Raw genomic sequence first — 17187 nt, 5'->3', positions numbered from 1 at the left:
CTCGCATGGTGAGAAGGCTGTCTTACGATCCGGGACCAGGGGGTTTGTTCGCCCCGCCGCCCGTGTCGGGCCGTCACGCACCCGGTGATCTGCGAAGGTGTGAGGATGCAGCAGGTACCGCCCGCCCTCCCGCCGCCGGAGCGCGGGCTGCCCGTGCTTCCGGAGCTCGCCGAGCGGCTGGCGGGGGCGGCTGGGCTGACGGGCCCCGAACCGGTCGGCGGCGGACGGGCGCTGCGGGAGGCCGCCTGCGGGTACTGGGCGCGGCGCGGCATGCCGACCGAGCCCGGGCGGGTCCTCGCGGCGCCGGGCGCCCAGCCGTTGCTGCTGGCGCTGTTCGCCTCGGCGGGCGGCGAGGTGCTGCTGACCCGGCCGTGCTCGGCCTCGTACAGCCCGCTGGCGCGGCTCGCCGGGCGGCTGGCGTACCACGTGCCGGTGCCGGCCGAGTGCGGTGGCGTGCCCGACCCCTACGCGCTGTTGGAGACGGTGCGCAGGATCCGTGCCGAGGGCGGGCGGCCGCGTTTCCTGGTGCTGTCGGTGGCCGACGACACCACCGGCACGGTCGCCCCGCCGGAGATCCTCCACGAGGTGTGCGAGGCGGCGGCGGCCGAGGAGCTGACGGTCGTCAGCGACGAGACATGGCGCGACACCCTCCATGACCCGCACGGGACCGTGTTCGTGGGGCCCGCCGAGATGTACCCGGACCGGGTCGTCGTCCTCACCGACCTCGCGGGCCCGCTCGCCCCCTCCGGCTGGCCGGCGGCGATCGCCCGCTTCCCGGCCGGCGGATCGGGCCCGGCCCTGTACGCCCGTGCCGTCTCGCTGCTGACGGCGGTACGGGCCGAACTGCCGCCGCCGGTCGCGGCGGCGGTGGGCTGGGCGCTGACCGAGCCGGAGCCCGTACGGGCCCGGTCCGCCGCCGCCGCGCGGCTGTACGGGCTGCTGGGCGAGGCGGCGCGGGTACGGCTCGACGCCGCCGGGGTGCTCTGCCGGCCCCCGCAGACGGGCCCGCACCTGTACGCGGACCTGGGGGAGCTGAGGTCGGCCCTCGCGGCGCGGGGCATCACCGACTCCGTGGAGCTGGAGGACCGGCTGAGCGCGATGCTCGGTCATCCGGTGCCCGGCGGCCACCGGTTCGGGGACGACCCGGACGCGTTGCGGGTGCGGATCGCCACTCCCCCGTTCCTCGGGGCCGACGACGACCGGCGGCGCCGCGCCCTGGGCGCCCGGGATCCGCTGACGGATCCGGATGTCGCGGAGGCGTTGTCCACTTTTGGATCGGCGTTCAGTGAACTCGCCGCCGACTGATCTACCGTCAGTCGGTGGGGCGTGCGACGGCGCGAGCCCCGCGCCCGTACCGCCAGGTTCCGGTTCCCCATGAATGGAGCCCCAGATGACCGAACAGACCGAGCGCCCTCTCGCGGAGCCGCGTCCTCTCGGCGAGATCCGTTCCTGGCCCCGGTCGTTCGCCGACCGTCTCACCGCGCCGCTGCCCGGAGTGCGTGCCATGGCCCGGCTGGCCCGTGAGGGCCGACTGAGGCCGAGCGCCGAGGCGCTGCGCGAGGTCCCGCTGCTGCCGGTCGATCCGGGTCCGCTGCCGGCCGCCGACGCCACCGCGCTCGCCGTCACCTGGGCCGGGCACGCCAGCTGGGTGGTGCGCGTCGGCGGGCTCACGGTGCTGACCGACCCGGTCTGGTCCCGCCGGATCCTCGGCACGCCGCCCCGGGTGACGCCGGTGGGGGTACCGTGGGAGGCCCTGCCGAGGATCGACGCCGTCGTCATCAGCCACAACCACTACGACCACCTCGACGCGCGCACCCTCAAGCGGCTCCCCCGCGACACACATTTGCTGCTGCCCGCGGGTCTGGCGGGCTGGGCGCGCCGTCGCCGGTTCACCCGGGTCACCGAACTCGACTGGTGGGAGGCGGTCGAGCTGCCCGGCCCGGCTGGCCCGGTGCGCTTCGACTTCGTGCCGGCCCACCACTGGAGCAAACGCACCCTCACCGACACCTGCCGGTCGCTGTGGGGCGGCTGGGTACTGACCGCGCCGGACGGCCGCCGGGTGTACTTCGCCGGGGACACGGGCTACGGCTACTGGTTCGCGCGGATCGGCGAGCGCTATCCGGACATCGATGTCGCGCTGCTGCCCATCGGCGCCTACGACCCGCGCTGGATGCTGGGCCCGGTGCACACCGACCCGGAGGAGGCGGTGCGCGCCTGCGCCGACCTGGGGGCGCGGGTGCTGGCGCCGATGCACTGGGCGACGTTCCTGCTGTCCGCCGAGCCGCCGCTGGAGCCGCTGCGGCGGGTGCGGGCGGCGTGGGAGGAGACGGGCCGGGCCCGGGAGGATCTGTGGGACCTGCCGGTGGGAGCCTCGCGGATGCTTGCCGGGTGGGACCGGAGCGTCACGGGGCTGACGTGACGGGTATGCCGCTCACGCGATGCCGGTCCCGGCGAAGGCGAAGGTGAAGTGGTTGGCGCCGTGCCCGGTGCAGGTCAGACGGGAGGGGAAGCGGCTGGCCCGGGTGTCGATGCCGACGGTACGGGTGGTCTCGTCGTAGCTGAACCAGACGGTGCCGTCGCCCAGGACCTCGTCCCCGCCCCGCCGGATCTCCAGCGTCACGGGCACGCCCTCCCGGATGCCGAAGTCCTGGGCGGGCTGATGCGACGTCAGGGCCACGTCGAGGTTGTCCTCGCGGCGCAGGAGCCACAGGGTCACGTCCTGCCAGGTGGTGTCGGCGGCGTGGAACTCCGCCCGGATCACCCGGCCGCGGGGCCCGTCGGGGGCGACGACGGCGAGGCTGTGGTAGCCGCCCGCGGCGATCCGCACGGTGTGGTCGTGCCCGACGGCCTCCAGGATCCCCGACACCTGCCCGTCGCCGTCCTTGCCCGCGCCGAGGAGCTCGCCGTCCCGGGTCAGCGCCAGGCTGTGCAGATGGCCGGCGGCGGCGGCCGTGATCCTGCGGCCCTGGGCGAGGCGCAGGATGCCCGACACCTGGTGGTGCCCGTCCCGGCCGGCGGCGAGCAGCAGGCCGTCGTCGGTGACGGCCAGGCTCTGGAGGGCGGCGGCGGACACGGCGACGACCTTCCGGCCGTCCGCGGCCGCCAGGATCCCGGAGACCTGCCGGTCGTCGTCCCGGCCGGCGGCCAGGATCCGGCCGTCCTCGGTCACGGCGAGGCTGTGGAAGTCGCCCGCGGCCACGGCGGTGACCCGGTGGCCCCGGGCCGCCGTGAGGACGCCGGACACCTGTCCCTCGCCGTCGTGCCCGGCGGCCAGGAGCTCGCCGTCCTCGGTCACGGCGAGGCTGTGCACCGCGCCGCCGTCGACAGCGGTGACCTTCTTGCCCCGGGCCGCGTCACGGGCGCCGGTGACCTGGCCGTTCTGGTCCTTCCCGGCGGCCAGCAGCCGGCCGTCGCGGGTCACCGCCAGGCTGTGGAAGCCGCCCGCGGCCACGGCGCCGACCAGCTCGCCGCGCGCCGCCGCGAAGATCCCGGTCACCTGGGCGTGGTCGTCGAGCCCGGAGACGAGCAGCCGGCCGTCGTCGGTGACCGCCAGGCTGTGGTAGTCCCCGGCGGCGATCGCGCCGATCCGTTCGCCCTCGGCCGCCATGAGGATGCCCGGCACCTGCCCCTGGAGGCCCAGCCCCGCCGCGTGGAGCCGGCCTGCGGCGTGGGCGGATACGGGCGGGTCGACGGCCACGAGGGGCCTCCTTCGGCGCGGACGGGACGACGCGGACCGGACGGACGGCGTGTTGCCGCCGCCGTCCACGCTGGCCGCTCCGCCGGGCCGGGGCACGTGCGGGGCGGCCGAACGCGTGACACGGCCGCCCCCTGGACGCTAGGAGCGCGCCTCCAGGACGTGCACGCACAGGGGCCCGCCATGGGCCGGATGGGTGGTCCGGCGCTCGACGCGCATGCCGAGCTTGCGCATGACGCCCTCGGAGGCGTCATTGCCGACGGCGTGCACGCTCACCAAGCGGGCCAGGCCGCGGTCGCGCAGCGCGAAGTCCAGCACGGCGCGCGCCGCCTCCGTGGCGAGCCCGCGTCCCCAGAAGTCCTTCCCGAACCGCCAGCCGATCTCCACGGCAGGCAGGATCTCCGGCAGGAACGTGGGCACCGACAGCCCCGCGAAGCCGACGAACCGGCCGCTCTCCCGATCCTCCACGGCGAACAGCCCCACGCCGTATTCCTCCCACTCCCGCTCCCACGCGGCGATCCTGGCCACGGTCTCCGCCCGGTCGCGGACCGAGCCGTCGCCGATCCAGCGCATCACCTCCGGGTCGGCGTTGATGGCCGCCATGGGCTCGACGTCGTCCTCGCGCCAACGGCGCAGTGTCAGCCGGGGGGTTGTCAGTCGGGGCGTCGACGTGCGGAGGGTGGTGGTCATGTGCGAATGCTGCCCAGGGGGACGGGCTGCGATGCAGCCCGCGGCGGGGGTGTCAGGGGGCGGCAGCCCCCTGAGAAACGGTGAAAGGGCGGGACCGGGGCCTCCTCACCCCTCCGCCACCGCGATGGCGGCCGCGTGGCCCGCGCCCGCCTCGACGTCGGTCAGCGTCCATCCCGGCGGCGCCGCCGGCACAGCCCCCGTGCCCACATACGTGACCGCCGGGCTCTCCGCCAGCCCCGTCCCCGTCCCCTTGAGGTACGCCTCCTTCCGCGTCCAGCAGCGGGCGAACGCCGCGGGGCGTTCCGGCTCCGGGAGGGCGTCGAGTTCGGCCGTCTCCGACGGGTGGAGCATCCGGGAGACGTCGGCGACGACCGCCGCGGGCTGCTCCTCCTCGACGTCCGCGCCGACCGGTGTGTCCGCGAAGGCGAAGAGGGCCAGCTCCCCCGCGTGGGACAGGTTGAAGTGCAACGACGGCGCCGACGCGCCCGCGACGGCCGGGCGGCCGTGCGGGCCGCCGCAGCCGGGGCACGGTTCGCGTGTCAGGGCGACCCGCTCCGGCGGGAGGCCCAGGTAGGCCCCCAGGAGGCGGCGCAATCCCACGTGCGAGGCGACGAACCGCTCGCGGTGCAGGGGGCGCAGGAAGCCGGCTGCCCGGGTCCGTTCCTCCTCGTCGAGCTCGTCGACGGGCCATGACGAGCCGTCGGCGATCCTCAGCAGCCAGACGTCCGGCCCGCCGCCCGGGCGCCAGGGCCCGGGCAGCGGGTCGCGGCCGAGCTCCCGGGGGCGGATCACGGCGCCTTCGCGGGAGCGGTCGGACCGGCCTCGGCGGCGGCATCCGCCGAGGCCGGAGTCGTGGTGGCGGGGCGCTCCAGGTGGCCGTCCGCCGTCCAGCGGGCCGGGTGGCCCGTGCGGTACATCCGGCCGCCGGGCGGGCCGAAGGGGTCGCCGACGAGGCGTTCGCCGTGGCCGTCGGCCGGCCGGCCGGCGGCCACGTACAGCTCGCCGGTGACACCGGGCGGGCACGGCTGGAGGGCCGCGTCGAGCACGTACAGGCGGGTGTTCCACGCGGGCCGCCCGAGGGGGACGGGCCCGGACTCGCCCGGCTCGCAGCGGTGGTGGGCGGCGCCGGCCGCCTCCCCCGTCCCGTACACCAGGTGCAGCGCCACGCCCGGGAGGGCCCGGTGGAAGGCGTCGACGGCCGCGCGGGAAGGCGCGTCGCCCTCGCAGACGACCCGCCGCAGCGAACCGGCGCACGCCCCAAGGTCCACGAGGAGCGAGCCGAGGAACGAGCTGTCGCAGCGGATCGTCGTGACGCCCTGTTCGCGGATCGTACGGGCGAGGGTCTCCCCCGCCCCGGGCAGGACCACGGTGGCCCCTTCCCGCAGCGGCCAGAGAAGCTCCAGCACCGAGGCCTCCGAGCCGGCCGGGGCGTGGCGCAGCACGCGGTCGTCGGACGTCAGCCCGCATCGGTCGCTCAGCCAGCGCAGCCGGCCGTCGATCGTGGCGTGCGGGACGACGGTTCCGCCGGTGACGCGGGCCGGGTGCTGCGGGGTGAGCGCGCGGCCGGGGTCGACGGGCGGGTGGGCCGCGACGGCGGCCGTCACCTCGGGGTCGTCCAGGGCGACGAGGACCGCGTCCGTGCCGGGCGACGCGTGACGCGAGTCGGTCACGACGCACACGGCGGCGGGGTCGTCGGGCGCGGTGAGCGCGCCGCCCGCCTTGAGGACGGCGAGCACCGCCTCGGCCTCACGGACGCCGGTATCCAGCGCTACGGCGGCCCGGGCCCCGGGCCGTACGCCGAGGCCGGCGAGGTGCCGGGCGAGCCGGCAGGCCCGGGCGCTGAGCTCGCCGTACGTCAGGGTCAGGGCGCCCTGGACGAGGGCGGGGGCGCCGGGCGTACGGGCGGCGCGGGCCTCGACGGGGCCGATGAGGGTGGTCGGCGGCAGGGCGACGGCCGTGTCGTTGAACTCCGTCAGCACGCGGGCGCGCTCCTCGTCCGTGGCGATGCCGAGCCCGGCGAGCGGCCGGTGCGGGTCGCCGTCGGCGAGGCGGGCGAGGAGGTCGACGAAGCGGCGTTGGTGGGCGGCGAGTTCCCGCGCGTCGTACAGCGCCGGGTTGGCGTCGTGGTCGACGCGCAGGCCGGTGCCGTCGGCGCGGTCGTAGACGCTGACGGTCAGGTCCTCGACGGGGCCGCCGGACAGGTTGTGGGCGGTGGAGGGGGCGCCGGCGAAGGTGAGCCCGTAGTCGAAGGGCATCACATTGACCTGGGGGGCGCGGACCGGTTCGGCGGGGCGGTGGCGCTGATGGCGGCGGGCGGCGCGGATGCCGAGGTCGGCCTGGTGGGCGAGCTCGGCGAAGGTGGTGTCGGGGGTGACGGTGAAGCGCAGCGGCAGGACGTTCATGACCATGCCGGGGATGCGCAGGGCGACGGATCCCATGCGGCCCATCATGGGCAGTCCGAGGGTGACGCGCTCGCTGCCGGTGGCCCGGGAGAGGTAGAGGGCCTGGGCGGCGAAGAGGACGTCGGGCCAGGTGGCGCGGACGGACGCGGCGAGTTCGCGCAGCCGGGCGGTCTCCTCGGTGCCCAGGTGGGCGGTGCTGCGCAGGAAGATGGGGGCACCTCCCATGCCGTTCAGGCTATGGGGGAGGGAGGGGGGCGCGGTGCGTCCCGCGAGAGTGGGGCCGTCGTCGGCGGCGTCGCGGAGCCAGTGCTCGCGGTCGCGGTCGTGGGCGGCGGAGCCCCGGTAGGCGGCGTCCTCCTCGACGAGCGCGGCGAGCCGTCCGAAGGGGCCGGGGCCCGGGTCCGTGCCAGCGGCGAGGGCGGTGTAGACGTCGGCGGTGCGGCGGGCGAGGAGGGAGTGGCCGTAGCCGTCGAGGACGGCGTGGTGGACGCGCTGGGACCACAGCCAGCGCCGCTCGCCGACGCGCAGCAGGCCGTGGGCGAACAGGGGGCCGCGCGCGAGGTCGAAGGGGACGGCCAGGCCGGCGCGCATCCAGGCGTGGGCGGCGCCCATGGGGTCGCGTTCGGCGCGGAGGTCGGCGGTGTGCAGGGGGAAGCCGTGGCCGGGCGGCGGGACGTCGACGGGCAGCTGCCGGGGCCCGGCGGGCGTGTCCGCGATCCGTACGCCCAGGGTGTCCGCCTCGCGGGCGACGCGGTAGAGGGCCTCGGCGAACAGCTCCGGGTCCACGTCGCCGTGGATGTCCAGGTACTCGGCGGTGTTGAGCGCGGGGCTGCCCGGATCGAGGGACTGGGCGTGCCACATGGCCGACTGAGCGGCCGTCAGCGGCAGCCCTTCCGGCGCGACGCGCCGGTCGGGGCCGTTGCCGCTGACGGGCCGCTCGAGTGCGGTGATGGTCATGCCAGGGCCCCCAGCAGGGGTGCCCACTCCTCGATGGCCGGCTTCTCCGCGAGGTCGACGAAGGTGACCTCGGTGCCGTGGTCGCGCCGCCAGCGCTCGACGAGGGTCATGATGCGGACGGAGTCGAGCCCGTAGTCCACGAGGTTCTCGTCGTCGGGGATGTCGGCCGGGTCCTCGCCCAGCACATCGGCGACGTCGGCTCGGATCTGTTCCAGGGTCAGGGCCACGGTGCTCACTGTCCTTCGAAGACGCGGTCGGTGGTGGTGACGACCGCGCACTTGGCGGCCGCCCAGCGCAGTGCCATGGCGTGGTCGCCGGCGGAGAAGTCGGCGACGGCGTCGGCGACGAGGAAGGGCTGGATGTCACGCATCCAGGCGTCGCACGCGCTCATCATGACACCGATGTGGGCGTAGACGCCGACGACGATCAGCTGGTCGCGGCCCTGCTCCGCCATCCGCTCGGCGAGGTCGGTGCGGACGAAGGCGCTGTACTTCCACTTGGTGAGCACGGTGTCGCCCGCGTCGGGGGCGACGGCCTCCGCGATGGCCTTGGCGCGCTCGTCGTCGGGCAGGCCCGGGCCCCAGAAGTCCTGCTGGAGGCCGCGCTCGGCGGCGGTCTGGCCGCCGGGCTGGGCGGAGTAGACGACGGGAACGCCGAGGCGGGCGCAGTCCTTCTTCAGCCGCGCGATGTTGGCGAGCAACTCGGTGACGGGCGAGGCGCCGGTCTCGAAGGCGTCGAGGAAGTAGTTCTGGAGGTCGTGCACGAGCAGCACGGCGCGGCTGGGGTCGACCGTCCAGCCGACCTTGTTCGCGGGGAGGTCCGCGGCGGTGGGCATGGGATAGGGGGCGATGGCGGGGAGCGCCATGGTGGTGGGGGCCTTTCGTGGTTCCGGGATGCGTGCGGGGCGGCCGGTGCTCAGCCGCGGGCGGCGGCCGTGTCGCGCAGCCGTGCGGCGATGGCGGCGCGCAGGTCCTTCTTGGAGACCTTGCCGATGCCGGTCTGCGGGAATGCGTCGACGAACTCGACGCGGTCGGGCACCTTGAAGGCGGCGAGCCCGCGCTCGCGCACGAACTTCTTGATGGCGAGGGACTTCACCGGCTCGGCGTCCTCGCGCAGCACGACGTAGGCGCAGGTGCGCTCGCCGAGGTAGTCGTCGGGCATGGAGACGACGGCGGCGTCGTGGACGGACGGGTGGGCGAGGATGTGGTTCTCGATCTCCTCGGCCGCGACCTTCTCGCCGCCCCGGTTGATCTGGTCCTTGGCCCGGCCCTCGACGACGAGGTGGCCCGTCTCCGTGAGCCGTACGACGTCGCCGGTGCGGTAGAAGCCGTCGGCCGTGAAGGCGGTGGCGTTATGCTCGGGGGCCCGCCAGTAGCCGCGGATGGTGTACGGGCCACGGGTGAGGAGGTGTCCGGTGGCGCCCACGGGCAGGTCGTTGTCCTCGTCGTCCACGACGCGGATCTCGTCGTCGGGCGAGATGGGGCGGCCCTGGGTGGTGACGATGGTCTCCTCGGGGTCGTCGAGCCGGGTGTAGTTCACCAGGCCCTCCGCCATGCCGAAGACTTGCTGGAGGGTGCAGCCGAGGGCGGGGCCGACGCGCCGGGCGGCCTCCTCGCTGAACTTGGCGCCGCCGACGAGCAGCACCTCCAGGCTGGAGAGGTCGTGCGGGGTGCCGGCGGCCGCCTCGGTCCACACCAGGGCCAGCGGCGGGACGAGGCCGGTGAGGGTGACGCCCTCGGCCTCGATGAGCGGGAAGGCCACGTCGGGGCTGGGACGCGGGGCGAGGACGACCCGGGCGCCGGCGTACAGGGCGCCGAGGGTGCCGGGCGAGCTGAGGGGGAAGTTGTGGGCGGCGGGCAGCGCGCAGAGGAAGACGCTGTGCTCGTCGACGCCGCAGATCTCGTTGGAGCCCCACAGCGAGTAGATGTAGTCGTCGTGGGTGCGCGGGATGAGCTTGGGCACGCCGGTGGAGCCGCCGGAGAGCTGGAGGAACGCCAGCTCGTGGGGCCGGGGCGCGTCGTCGACGGCGACCGGCTCGGCCGGGACGTCGGCGAGGGCGGTGTGCTCGCCGGGGTCGCCGACGACGAATACGTGCTTCAGGGTGGGGACTTCGGCCCGCACCTTGGTGGCGAGCCCGCGGTAGTCGTAGCCCTCGGCGACGTCGGCGATGACGTAGGCGGCCGCCTCGGTGAAGGCGCAGAAGTGGCGGATCTCGGTCTCGCGGTGCGCCGGGAGGGCGAAGACGGGCAGGGCGCCGATGCGGAAGAGGGCGAAGACGACCTCGAAGAACTCGGCGACGTTCGGCAGCTGGAGGACCACGCGGTCGCCCTTGCCGATGCCCCGGGCGAGCAGGCCGGCGGCCAGCCGGTCGGCGCGCAGGTCGAGTTCGCCGTACGTCCAGCGGCGTCCCTCGCCGGCCGGGTCGACGATCGCGACCCGGTCCGGGTGCTTTTCGGCGCGCTCGCGCAGCATCTGGCCGAACGTTTCGCCACGCCAGTAGCCCTTGGCCCGGTAGCGCTCGGCGAACCCGGCCGGATAGCCGGGCGCGTCGTTGATGTCCGTCACCGGATTCTCCGGATTCACCGGGCTCACTGGTCAACCCCCACTGCCTGAAGGAACGTCTGGAACTTGGCGCCGGTCTCGGCGGTCTCCGCCTCCGGCGAGGACTGCTCGACGACACCCGCGCCCGCGAACAGGCGCAGCGTGCGCTCCTCGGCCTCGGCGCAACGGATGGTGACGACCCATTCGCCGTCACCGCTCGCGTCGCCCCATCCCACCATGCCGGTGTAGGCGCCCCGGTCGAACGGCTCGAGCTCCCCGATGACCCGGCGGGCGGTGTCGGTGGGGGTGCCGCACACGGCGGGCGTCGGGTGGAGGGCGCAGGCCAGCTCCAGGGCGGAGACGGAGGGGTCGGCCGGCTCGCCGACGACGGTGGTGGACAGGTGCCACATGGCGGCGGTGCGCACCAGGGTGGGGCGCGTGGGCACGTCGAGGGTGCGGCAGTAGGGGGCGAGGGCCTCGCGGACGGCGTCGACGACGACGGCGTGCTCGTGGAGGTCCTTCTCCGACTCCAGCAGCGCGGCCGCGCGGCGCACGTCCTCGGCGAGGTCGGCGCTGCGGGGGGTGGAGCCGGCGAGCGGGTTGGCCACGAGGCGGCCGCCGCGCCGGGAGACGAGGAGTTCGGGGCTGGCGCCGAGCAGGGTGCGGCCGGGGCCGGAGGGGACGGCGAAGGTGTATCCGGAGGGGTCGCGACGGGCGAGGCGCTGGAGCAGCGCGGGCAGGTCGAGGTCGCGCGAGGAGCGCAGTTCGAGGGTGCGGGCGAGGACGACCTTGCTGAAGTCGCCGCGCTTCATGCGCCGTACGGCCTCGGCGACCGCTCTGCCGTATGCCTCGGGCGCGGGGACGGGCCGGATGTCCCAGTCGGCCGCGGCGGGGGCGGCGGCGGGCAGGGCGACGAGCGGGTCCTCGGCGAGCGGCGGCGCCCAGCGGAGGGCCTCCGGCACGGCGAGCGCGGCGGGGGCGGTGTGGTCGAAGGGCACGGCCCCGACGACGACGGGCGCGGGGTTGCCCGCGCGGAGTTCGGCCTCGAGGGTCTCGGTGACCCGCCGGTGCAGCGGTGCCGGGCCGTGCGGGACCTCGGCGCGGGTGCCGTGGGCGAGCAGGGTGCGGGTGGGCGAGGCGAAGAACCGGGCGCGGCCGGGTTCGTAGGCGTCGAGCAGCGAGGTGGCGGCGCCGACGGTGGCCGCCGGGTCCGCGGGCCGCCCGTCCGGGCTGGCATCGGGCCCGCGCTCGGTCGGCCGGTCGGCGACGGGGTGAACCGTGGTCACCTGCTGCTCCGTTCCCCCGGTGGGTCGCACCGGGTGTGGGGTTGTGAGGGGGTGGTCGCCGCCGCGTTTTTGGGTGGCAGCGGCCGGGTGGGTGCGCGGCGGGGGCAGACGGGTGCGGCCCGGTGGGCGCAAAGCGCTACGCGCGCAGCGTCGCGCCGCCGTCCACGTAGAGGTCGTGCATCGTGATGTGCCGGGCGCGGTCGGAGACCAGGAAGAGGACGGCGTCGGCGATGTCGGAGGGATCGGCGATCCGGCCGAGGGGGATGCCGACGCGGTACGACCCGGGGTCGCCGTCGATGACGCCGGCGGGCGGCTCGTCGTCGACCCACAGGGAGCGCTGCATCGCGGTGTCCGTGGAACCGGGCGAGACGACGTTGCAGCGGACCCCGCTGCGGGCCAGCTCCAGCCCGAGGCACTTGGTGAACATGGTGGCGGCGGCCTTGGAGGCGGCGTACGCGGCCATGCTGGTGCGCGGCACTCCGGCGGCGTTGGAGCCGACGGTGACGATGCACCCGGAGCGGCGCTCGCTCATCCGGCGGGCGGCGGCGCGGGAGGTGTTGAAGACACCGGTGGAGTTGACGTCGAAGGTGCGCTGCCAGTCCTCGTCGGTGATCTCGACGACGGGCGAAGTGCGCAGCACTCCCGCGACATTGACAAGGATGTCGAGCGGCCCGGCGGTGCGCTCCACTTCCTCGAAGACGGCCTCGACGGCCCGGCTGTCGGAGACGTCGGCGGTGTAGTGGGTCACCTTTTCGGTGCCGTATTCCACCTCGAGCGCCTTGATGCCGTCCCGCGTCGCGTCGACGGCCGCGACCCGCGCTCCCTGGGCGACCAGGGCACGGGTCACGGCCTCGCCTATGCCCTGCCCGGCGCCGGTGACCAGCGCGATCCGGCCGGCCAGTGCGGACTGCTCCACAGCGGTTTCCCCCATTCCACTCGAATTAAGGTAAGGCTTACCTTACACAACATCCCCACCTGGGGGGAATTGGCGTGCGACCGGATAATCGGGCACCCCGTCAAAATCCAAGAGGGCATGGAAAAACCCCGGGGAAACGGATGCCAGCCATTAGGTTAGGCTAACCTCATGCGACTCGTCGTCGAACAGCTCACCGCCGGATACCCCGGCCACCCGGTCGTGCACGGCGTGGACCTGACCGTCCCCGAGGGGCAGGTCGTCGCCGTCGTGGGGCCCAATGGCTGCGGCAAGTCCACCCTGTTGCGCTCCATCGCCCGGCTCCACCAGCCGGACTCCGGCACGGTCCGGATCGGCGATGCCGACATCTGGGGGCTCAACCCCCGCAAGGCGGCGCACCGCATCGCGCTGCTCCCCCAGTCGCCGCAGGCGCCCGAGGCCGTGACCGTCGCCGGGCTCGTCCGCTACGGCCGCCACCCCCACCAGGGCCTCTTCCGCCAGTGGTCGCGCGAGGACGAGCGGGCCGTCGAGGAGGCGCTGGAGGCCACCGGCACCACCGCCCTCGCCGGGCGCCGGCTCGACCAGCTCTCCGGCGGCCAGCGCCAGCGGTGCTGGCTGGCCATGGTCCTCGCCCAGGAGACGCCCGTCGTCCTGCTGGACGAGCCGACGAGCGCCCTCGACCTGGGGCACGCCGTCGACGTCCTGGAACTCGTCCGCGAGGTCGCCGCGGCGGGCCGCACGGTCATGATGGTCCTCCACGACCTGGCGAGCGCCGCCCGCTACGCCGATGTGATCGTGGCCATGCGGGACGGGCGCGTCGTCGCCCAGGGCCCCTCCCGTGAGGTCGTGGACGCCGCCCTCGTCCGCGAGCTGTACGGGGTCGAGTCCGACATCCTCGCCGCCCCCGGCGACGGCTCCCCCGTCGTGGTCCCCGCGCCGCGCCGGCCCGCCGCCGCCCGGCCGGTCCGGGCGGCGTAACGGGGTAGCGGCGTGGCGGCGTGGCTCACCCCGGGCGGCCCGTCACTTGACGAGCTCCAGGACGGGTATGCCCGGCACCTCCATCCCGAAGGTCTGGGCGTAGAGGGAGAGTTCCGCCTCCAGCGCGCGCACGATGTTGCGCTGCTCGCGGAGGCCGTGGCCCTCGCCTTCGAACGCGAGGTACGCGTGCGGCACGCCCCGGCCCTCGACCGCCGCCAGGAACCGCTCGCCCTGCACGGGCGGGCAGACCGGGTCCTCCTTGCCCTGGATCAGCAGGAAGGCCGCGGTGAGCCGGTCCGCCCGGGATATCGGCGAGCGCTCCCGGTAGCGCTCGGGGACCTCGGCGAGCGGGCCGACCAGATACTCGGGATAGTGCGACTCCAGGTCATGGGTGCCGCCCGCCGCCATGGCCGGCAGATCCAGCACCGGGAAGCAGATGGCCCCGCAGGCGTAGAGGTCCGTGGCCACCAGCGAGGCGGCCGTCGTCCAGCCGCCCGCGCTGCCGCCGCGTATCGCCAGCCGGGCCCGGTCGGCGCCGCCCTCCTCGGCCAGCGCCTCCGCGACGGCGGCGCAGTCCTCCACGTCCACCACGCCCCACCGCTCCTTGATCCGGTCTCGGTAGGCCCGCCCGTAGCCGGTGGACCCGCCGTAGTTGACCTGGACGACGCCTATGCCCCGCGAGGTGAAGTAGGCGATCTCCAGGTCGAGCACCAGCGGCGCCCGCCCGGTGGGCCCGCCGTGCGCCCACACCACATACGGCGGCGCCTGATCGGCGGGGGCCGTGTGGTCGGGGCTGTGCGGCGGATAGACATGGGCGTGGACGTCCCGCCCGTCGGGCCCGGTGAAGGTACGGATGAGGGGCTCCGGGTAGTAGGCCGGGTCCACGACGTCCCGGTGCCGGGCGCCGATCGCGCGGGCCCTGCCCGTACGGATGTCGAGCTCCACCACCTCGTAGCCGCTGCGCGGACTGGCGGCGACCCCCACGACCCGCGAGCCGTCGGCCGCCAGGGTCGCGGCCCACTCCGTCCACGGCCCGGCGGCGTCCACCAGCTCGCCGGTCTCGGGGTCGAGGATCCCCAGCCGCTGGGCGCCCCGGCCGTGAACGACGGCCACCAGCCCCCCGGCCAGCGGGACGAACCAGCTCAGCCCGGCCCGCCACAGCGCCCCCGCGAACTCCTCCTCGCGCGGGCAGAGATTGACGCCCTCCCCCGTCTCCGGATCCACCCGGTACGGATTCCACCACCCCGTACGGTCGGTCATCGCCAGCAGCGACCCGTCATACGCCCACTCCACCTGGGCGACGGCCTCCGCCGCGCCGCCCAGCACCGTCCGCGCGCCCGTCAGCAGGGCGCCGCCCGCGGCCTCCGTGACCTCGGCGACCTTCAGCTCCGTGCCCTCCCAGGGCATCCGGGGATGGTCCCAGGCCAGCCACGCCGCCCGCCGGCCGTCCGGGGAGAGCCGGGGCCCGGTGACGAAACGGCTGTCGTCACCGGTGAGCTCGCGCACCGCCGCGCGGTCCCCGGCGGCCGAGCCGTCCAGCGGCACGGCGGCCATCAGCCGCCGCAGCCGGTCCGGCCCCTCCCCGGTGAACTCCTCCAGCACGCACCACACTTCGCCGCGCTCCGGCAGCAGCACCGGATCCGCCCAGCGCAGCCCGCCGCCCACCGATGACAGCGGGGTCAGCGGCCGGGGCTCCGCACCCGCCGGGCCGTCCGGCTCCCACACGTACAGCCGCTGATCGGCGAAGTGGACGAAGACCACCAACGGCCCCCCGGTCTCCCGGGGCACGGCCGCCCAGGGGCGGCCGCCGTACTCCATCACCCGGCTGCGGACGTTCCACGGCGCGGCCAGGGCCGAGCCCTCCTCGCCGCCGGTACGCCGGCGCACCAGGGTCGACCGGCCGCCCTCCGCCGGGCAGGAGGTCACCCACCACACTTCGTCACCGACCGTGCCCACGAACTCCGGCCGGCCGTCGTGCGCCGCGGCGAGCGCGGCGTCGATCGGGGACCGCCAGGCTCCGTAGGGCGCCGTGGACACCATGATTGCTACGCCTCCTCAAGAAAACTGCTCATCAAGCCGTACTCATCAAAAACTGGTCGAGCACCCGGACGCCGAAGTGCAGCGCCTCGACGGGCACCCGCTCGTCCACGCCGTGGAACATCGCCTGGTAGTCGAAGCCGACCGGCAGCCGGACCGGTGAGAAGCCATAGCCGACGATGCCCAGCCGGGAGAACTGTTTGGCGTCCGTGCCGCCCGACATACAGAAGGGGACCACATGCCCCTCCGGGTCGAACGTCTCGATCGCCGTGCGCATCCTCTCGAACACCGGGGCGTCCACCGGCGCTTGCAAGGAGACCTCTCCGTGGTGGAGCTCCCACTCCACGTCCGGCCCGGTGAGGCGGTCCATGGTGGCGCGGAACTCCTCGTCGCCGCCCGGCACGGTACGCCCGTCGACGAAGCCGATGGCGATCCCCGGGATGACGTTGATCTTGTAACCGGCGTCCAGCATGGTCGGGTTGGCGCTGTTGCGGACCGTCGCGGCCACCAGCGCGGCCGCCTTGCCGAGCTTGCCCAGCAGCTCGTCCAGGTCGAAGCCGGGGGCGTCCATGTCGACACTGATGCCGTGCACGGCCGCGATCTCCCGCAGCGCGGCCCGGACCGTCGGTGTGAGCCGCACCGGCCAGCGGTACTCCCCGATCCGGGTGATCGCCGCGGACAGATTGACGACGGCGTTCCGCCGGTTGATCTTCGAGCCGTGCCCGGCGGTGCCCCGCGCGGTCAGTTTCAGCCAGGCGGAGCCGCGCTCCCCCGCGCCCACCGGATACAGCCGCAGCCCCCCGTCGGCGTGGAAGGTGTACCCGCCGGACTCGCTGATCCCGGTCGTACAGCCCTCGAAGAGCACGGCGTGCTCATCGGCGAGGAAGCCCGCGCCGGGCACGCCGCTGTCCTCCTCGTCGGCGGTGAAGGCCAGCACGATGTCACGCGGCGGGCGCACCCCGGCCCGGGCCCAGGCGCGGACGACGGCCAGGACCATCGCGTCCATGTTCTTCATGTCTATGGCGCCCCGGCCCCACACCACGCCGTCCCGGATCTCCCCCGAGAAGGGGTGCACGGTCCAGTCGGCGGGCTCCGCCGGGACCACGTCCAGATGGCCGTGGACCAGCAGGGCCTCCGCGCCCGGGTCGCGGCCGGGCACACGCGCGACCACATTGGTGCGGCCGGGATCCTTCTCCAGCAGCACCGGCTCGATGCCCACTTCGGCCAGCCGCTGGGCGACGTACTCGGCGGCCGGCCGCTCCCGGCAGTCGCCGCCGCCCCGGTTGGTGGTGTCGATGCGGATGAGGTCCGAGGTGAAGCGCACCACCTCGGCCAGTGCCCGCCCGTCGATTCTCTCGCCCGGCGGCTCGGCCCCCGGCCCCGGCTCCCCGTCGCCCCCGCGCGTCTCCTCAGCAGCCATTACCGCTCCTCCACCGCGACCGGCCCGACGGCCGTGACGCCCTGGAGCGGCGGATTGCCTCGTCCATGACGATCGTCACCGGCCACCGGCACTATCAGCACACCGTATGCGCCGCCGACCGGTGAATCCGGCAGGCCCTCGCCCGCCCGCGCCCCGTTCACCCGGACGCCGGTGGTCCCCGCCGTGCCCACCGAGATCAGGATCTTCATGCCTCGTCACGTTACGCGTCCGTGAACACCCCGGCCAGGCCTGTGGATAACTCCGGTCCC

At 74.9% G+C, this 17187-nt stretch carries 15 protein-coding genes; 3 read left to right on the top strand and 12 right to left on the bottom strand.

Annotated elements, in window-relative coordinates:
* Positions 1 to 105: 105 nt before the first annotated feature.
* Together RM609_RS08435 and RM609_RS08430 are read left to right on the top strand one after the other, a co-directional pair.
* A complete protein-coding gene (locus RM609_RS08435) occupies positions 106 to 1305 on the top strand; it encodes an aminotransferase class I/II-fold pyridoxal phosphate-dependent enzyme (RefSeq protein ID WP_311609267.1) in 1200 nt (399 codons plus the stop codon).
* An 85-nt stretch (positions 1306 to 1390) separates the two neighbouring features.
* Positions 1391 to 2419, top strand: a complete 1029-nt coding sequence (locus tag RM609_RS08430) for an MBL fold metallo-hydrolase (RefSeq protein ID WP_311609264.1) — start codon at positions 1391 to 1393, stop codon at positions 2417 to 2419.
* A 12-nt stretch (positions 2420 to 2431) separates the two neighbouring features.
* On the opposite strand, the gene RM609_RS08425 is transcribed toward RM609_RS08430, so the two are convergent.
* The 9 genes from RM609_RS08425 to RM609_RS08385 form a co-directional block, all read right to left on the bottom strand.
* Entirely contained in the window at positions 2432 to 3697 is a 1266-nt protein-coding gene (locus tag RM609_RS08425) for an RCC1 domain-containing protein (protein WP_311609263.1), read from the bottom strand.
* Positions 3698 to 3835: 138 nt separating this feature from the next.
* Positions 3836 to 4384, bottom strand: coding sequence for a GNAT family N-acetyltransferase (locus tag RM609_RS08420; RefSeq protein WP_311609262.1), 549 nt, complete (start codon positions 4382 to 4384; stop codon positions 3836 to 3838).
* 105 nt (positions 4385 to 4489) lie between these two features.
* Positions 4490 to 5176, bottom strand: a complete 687-nt coding sequence (locus tag RM609_RS08415) for a 4'-phosphopantetheinyl transferase family protein (RefSeq protein WP_311609260.1) — start codon at positions 5174 to 5176, stop codon at positions 4490 to 4492.
* Positions 5173 to 7743 carry a condensation domain-containing protein gene (locus tag RM609_RS08410; RefSeq protein ID WP_311609258.1) on the bottom strand — a complete coding sequence of 857 codons (2571 nt, stop codon included), beginning with the start codon at positions 7741 to 7743 and terminating at the stop codon, positions 5173 to 5175. The genes RM609_RS08415 and RM609_RS08410 overlap by 4 nt, the downstream gene beginning before the upstream one ends.
* Positions 7740 to 7970, bottom strand: coding sequence for a phosphopantetheine-binding protein (locus RM609_RS08405; RefSeq protein WP_311609257.1), 231 nt, complete (start codon positions 7968 to 7970; stop codon positions 7740 to 7742). The genes RM609_RS08410 and RM609_RS08405 overlap by 4 nt, the downstream gene beginning before the upstream one ends.
* A gap of 5 nt (positions 7971 to 7975) precedes the next feature.
* Positions 7976 to 8608 (bottom strand): isochorismatase family protein, encoded by a 633-nt coding sequence (locus RM609_RS08400; protein WP_311609256.1) that lies wholly within the window; start codon positions 8606 to 8608, stop codon positions 7976 to 7978.
* 50 nt (positions 8609 to 8658) lie between these two features.
* Entirely contained in the window at positions 8659 to 10308 is a 1650-nt protein-coding gene (locus tag RM609_RS08395; RefSeq protein WP_311609253.1) for a (2,3-dihydroxybenzoyl)adenylate synthase, read from the bottom strand.
* A gap of 23 nt (positions 10309 to 10331) precedes the next feature.
* Entirely contained in the window at positions 10332 to 11462 is a 1131-nt protein-coding gene (dhbC, locus tag RM609_RS08390) for an isochorismate synthase DhbC (protein WP_311609693.1), read from the bottom strand.
* Positions 11463 to 11706: 244 nt separating this feature from the next.
* Positions 11707 to 12501 (bottom strand): 2,3-dihydro-2,3-dihydroxybenzoate dehydrogenase, encoded by a 795-nt coding sequence (locus RM609_RS08385; RefSeq protein WP_311609252.1) that lies wholly within the window; start codon positions 12499 to 12501, stop codon positions 11707 to 11709.
* Between the two features lie 153 nt (positions 12502 to 12654).
* Between RM609_RS08385 and RM609_RS08380 the strand changes: the two genes are divergently transcribed.
* The gene (locus tag RM609_RS08380) at positions 12655 to 13461 is read left to right on the top strand and encodes an ABC transporter ATP-binding protein (protein ID WP_311609250.1); all 807 of its coding nucleotides are present in this window, start codon (positions 12655 to 12657) and stop codon (positions 13459 to 13461) included.
* 42 nt (positions 13462 to 13503) lie between these two features.
* Here the strand turns inward: RM609_RS08380 and RM609_RS08375 are convergent, their stop codons facing one another.
* The 3 genes from RM609_RS08375 to RM609_RS08365 are packed head-to-tail and all read right to left on the bottom strand — an operon-like array spanning position 13504 to position 17127.
* Complete coding sequence (locus RM609_RS08375; RefSeq protein WP_311609249.1) at positions 13504 to 15501, bottom strand: S9 family peptidase; 1998 nt, start codon at positions 15499 to 15501, stop codon at positions 13504 to 13506.
* A gap of 31 nt (positions 15502 to 15532) precedes the next feature.
* Complete coding sequence (locus RM609_RS08370) at positions 15533 to 16918, bottom strand: M20/M25/M40 family metallo-hydrolase (protein WP_311609248.1); 1386 nt, start codon at positions 16916 to 16918, stop codon at positions 15533 to 15535.
* Positions 16918 to 17127, bottom strand: coding sequence for a hypothetical protein (locus RM609_RS08365; RefSeq protein ID WP_311609247.1), 210 nt, complete (start codon positions 17125 to 17127; stop codon positions 16918 to 16920). Before RM609_RS08365 ends, RM609_RS08370 begins: the two co-directional genes overlap by 1 nt.
* Positions 17128 to 17187: the final 60 nt, after the last annotated feature.

Source organism: Streptomyces hesseae, assembly GCF_031845785.1.
Lineage (GTDB): Bacteria > Actinomycetota > Actinomycetes > Streptomycetales > Streptomycetaceae > Streptomyces > Streptomyces hesseae.
Note: the sequence above shows the minus strand (reverse complement) of the source record. Positions and strands in the feature narration are given on the sequence as shown.

Coding starts and splice junctions, on each gene's coding strand:
- RM609_RS08435 (WP_311609267.1), top strand. CDS start 106: ATGCAGCAGGTACCGCCCGCCCTCCCGCCGCCGGAGCGCGGGCTGCCC.
- RM609_RS08430 (WP_311609264.1), top strand. CDS start 1,391: ATGACCGAACAGACCGAGCGCCCTCTCGCGGAGCCGCGTCCTCTCGGC.
- RM609_RS08420 (WP_311609262.1), bottom strand. CDS start 4,384: ATGACCACCACCCTCCGCACGTCGACGCCCCGACTGACAACCCCCCGG.
- RM609_RS08410 (WP_311609258.1), bottom strand. CDS start 7,743: ATGACCATCACCGCACTCGAGCGGCCCGTCAGCGGCAACGGCCCCGAC.
- RM609_RS08400 (WP_311609256.1), bottom strand. CDS start 8,608: ATGGCGCTCCCCGCCATCGCCCCCTATCCCATGCCCACCGCCGCGGAC.
- RM609_RS08385 (WP_311609252.1), bottom strand. CDS start 12,501: ATGGGGGAAACCGCTGTGGAGCAGTCCGCACTGGCCGGCCGGATCGCG.
- RM609_RS08380 (WP_311609250.1), top strand. CDS start 12,655: ATGCGACTCGTCGTCGAACAGCTCACCGCCGGATACCCCGGCCACCCG.
- RM609_RS08375 (WP_311609249.1), bottom strand. CDS start 15,501: ATGGTGTCCACGGCGCCCTACGGAGCCTGGCGGTCCCCGATCGACGCC.
- RM609_RS08370 (WP_311609248.1), bottom strand. CDS start 16,918: ATGGCTGCTGAGGAGACGCGCGGGGGCGACGGGGAGCCGGGGCCGGGG.
- RM609_RS08365 (WP_311609247.1), bottom strand. CDS start 17,127: ATGAAGATCCTGATCTCGGTGGGCACGGCGGGGACCACCGGCGTCCGG.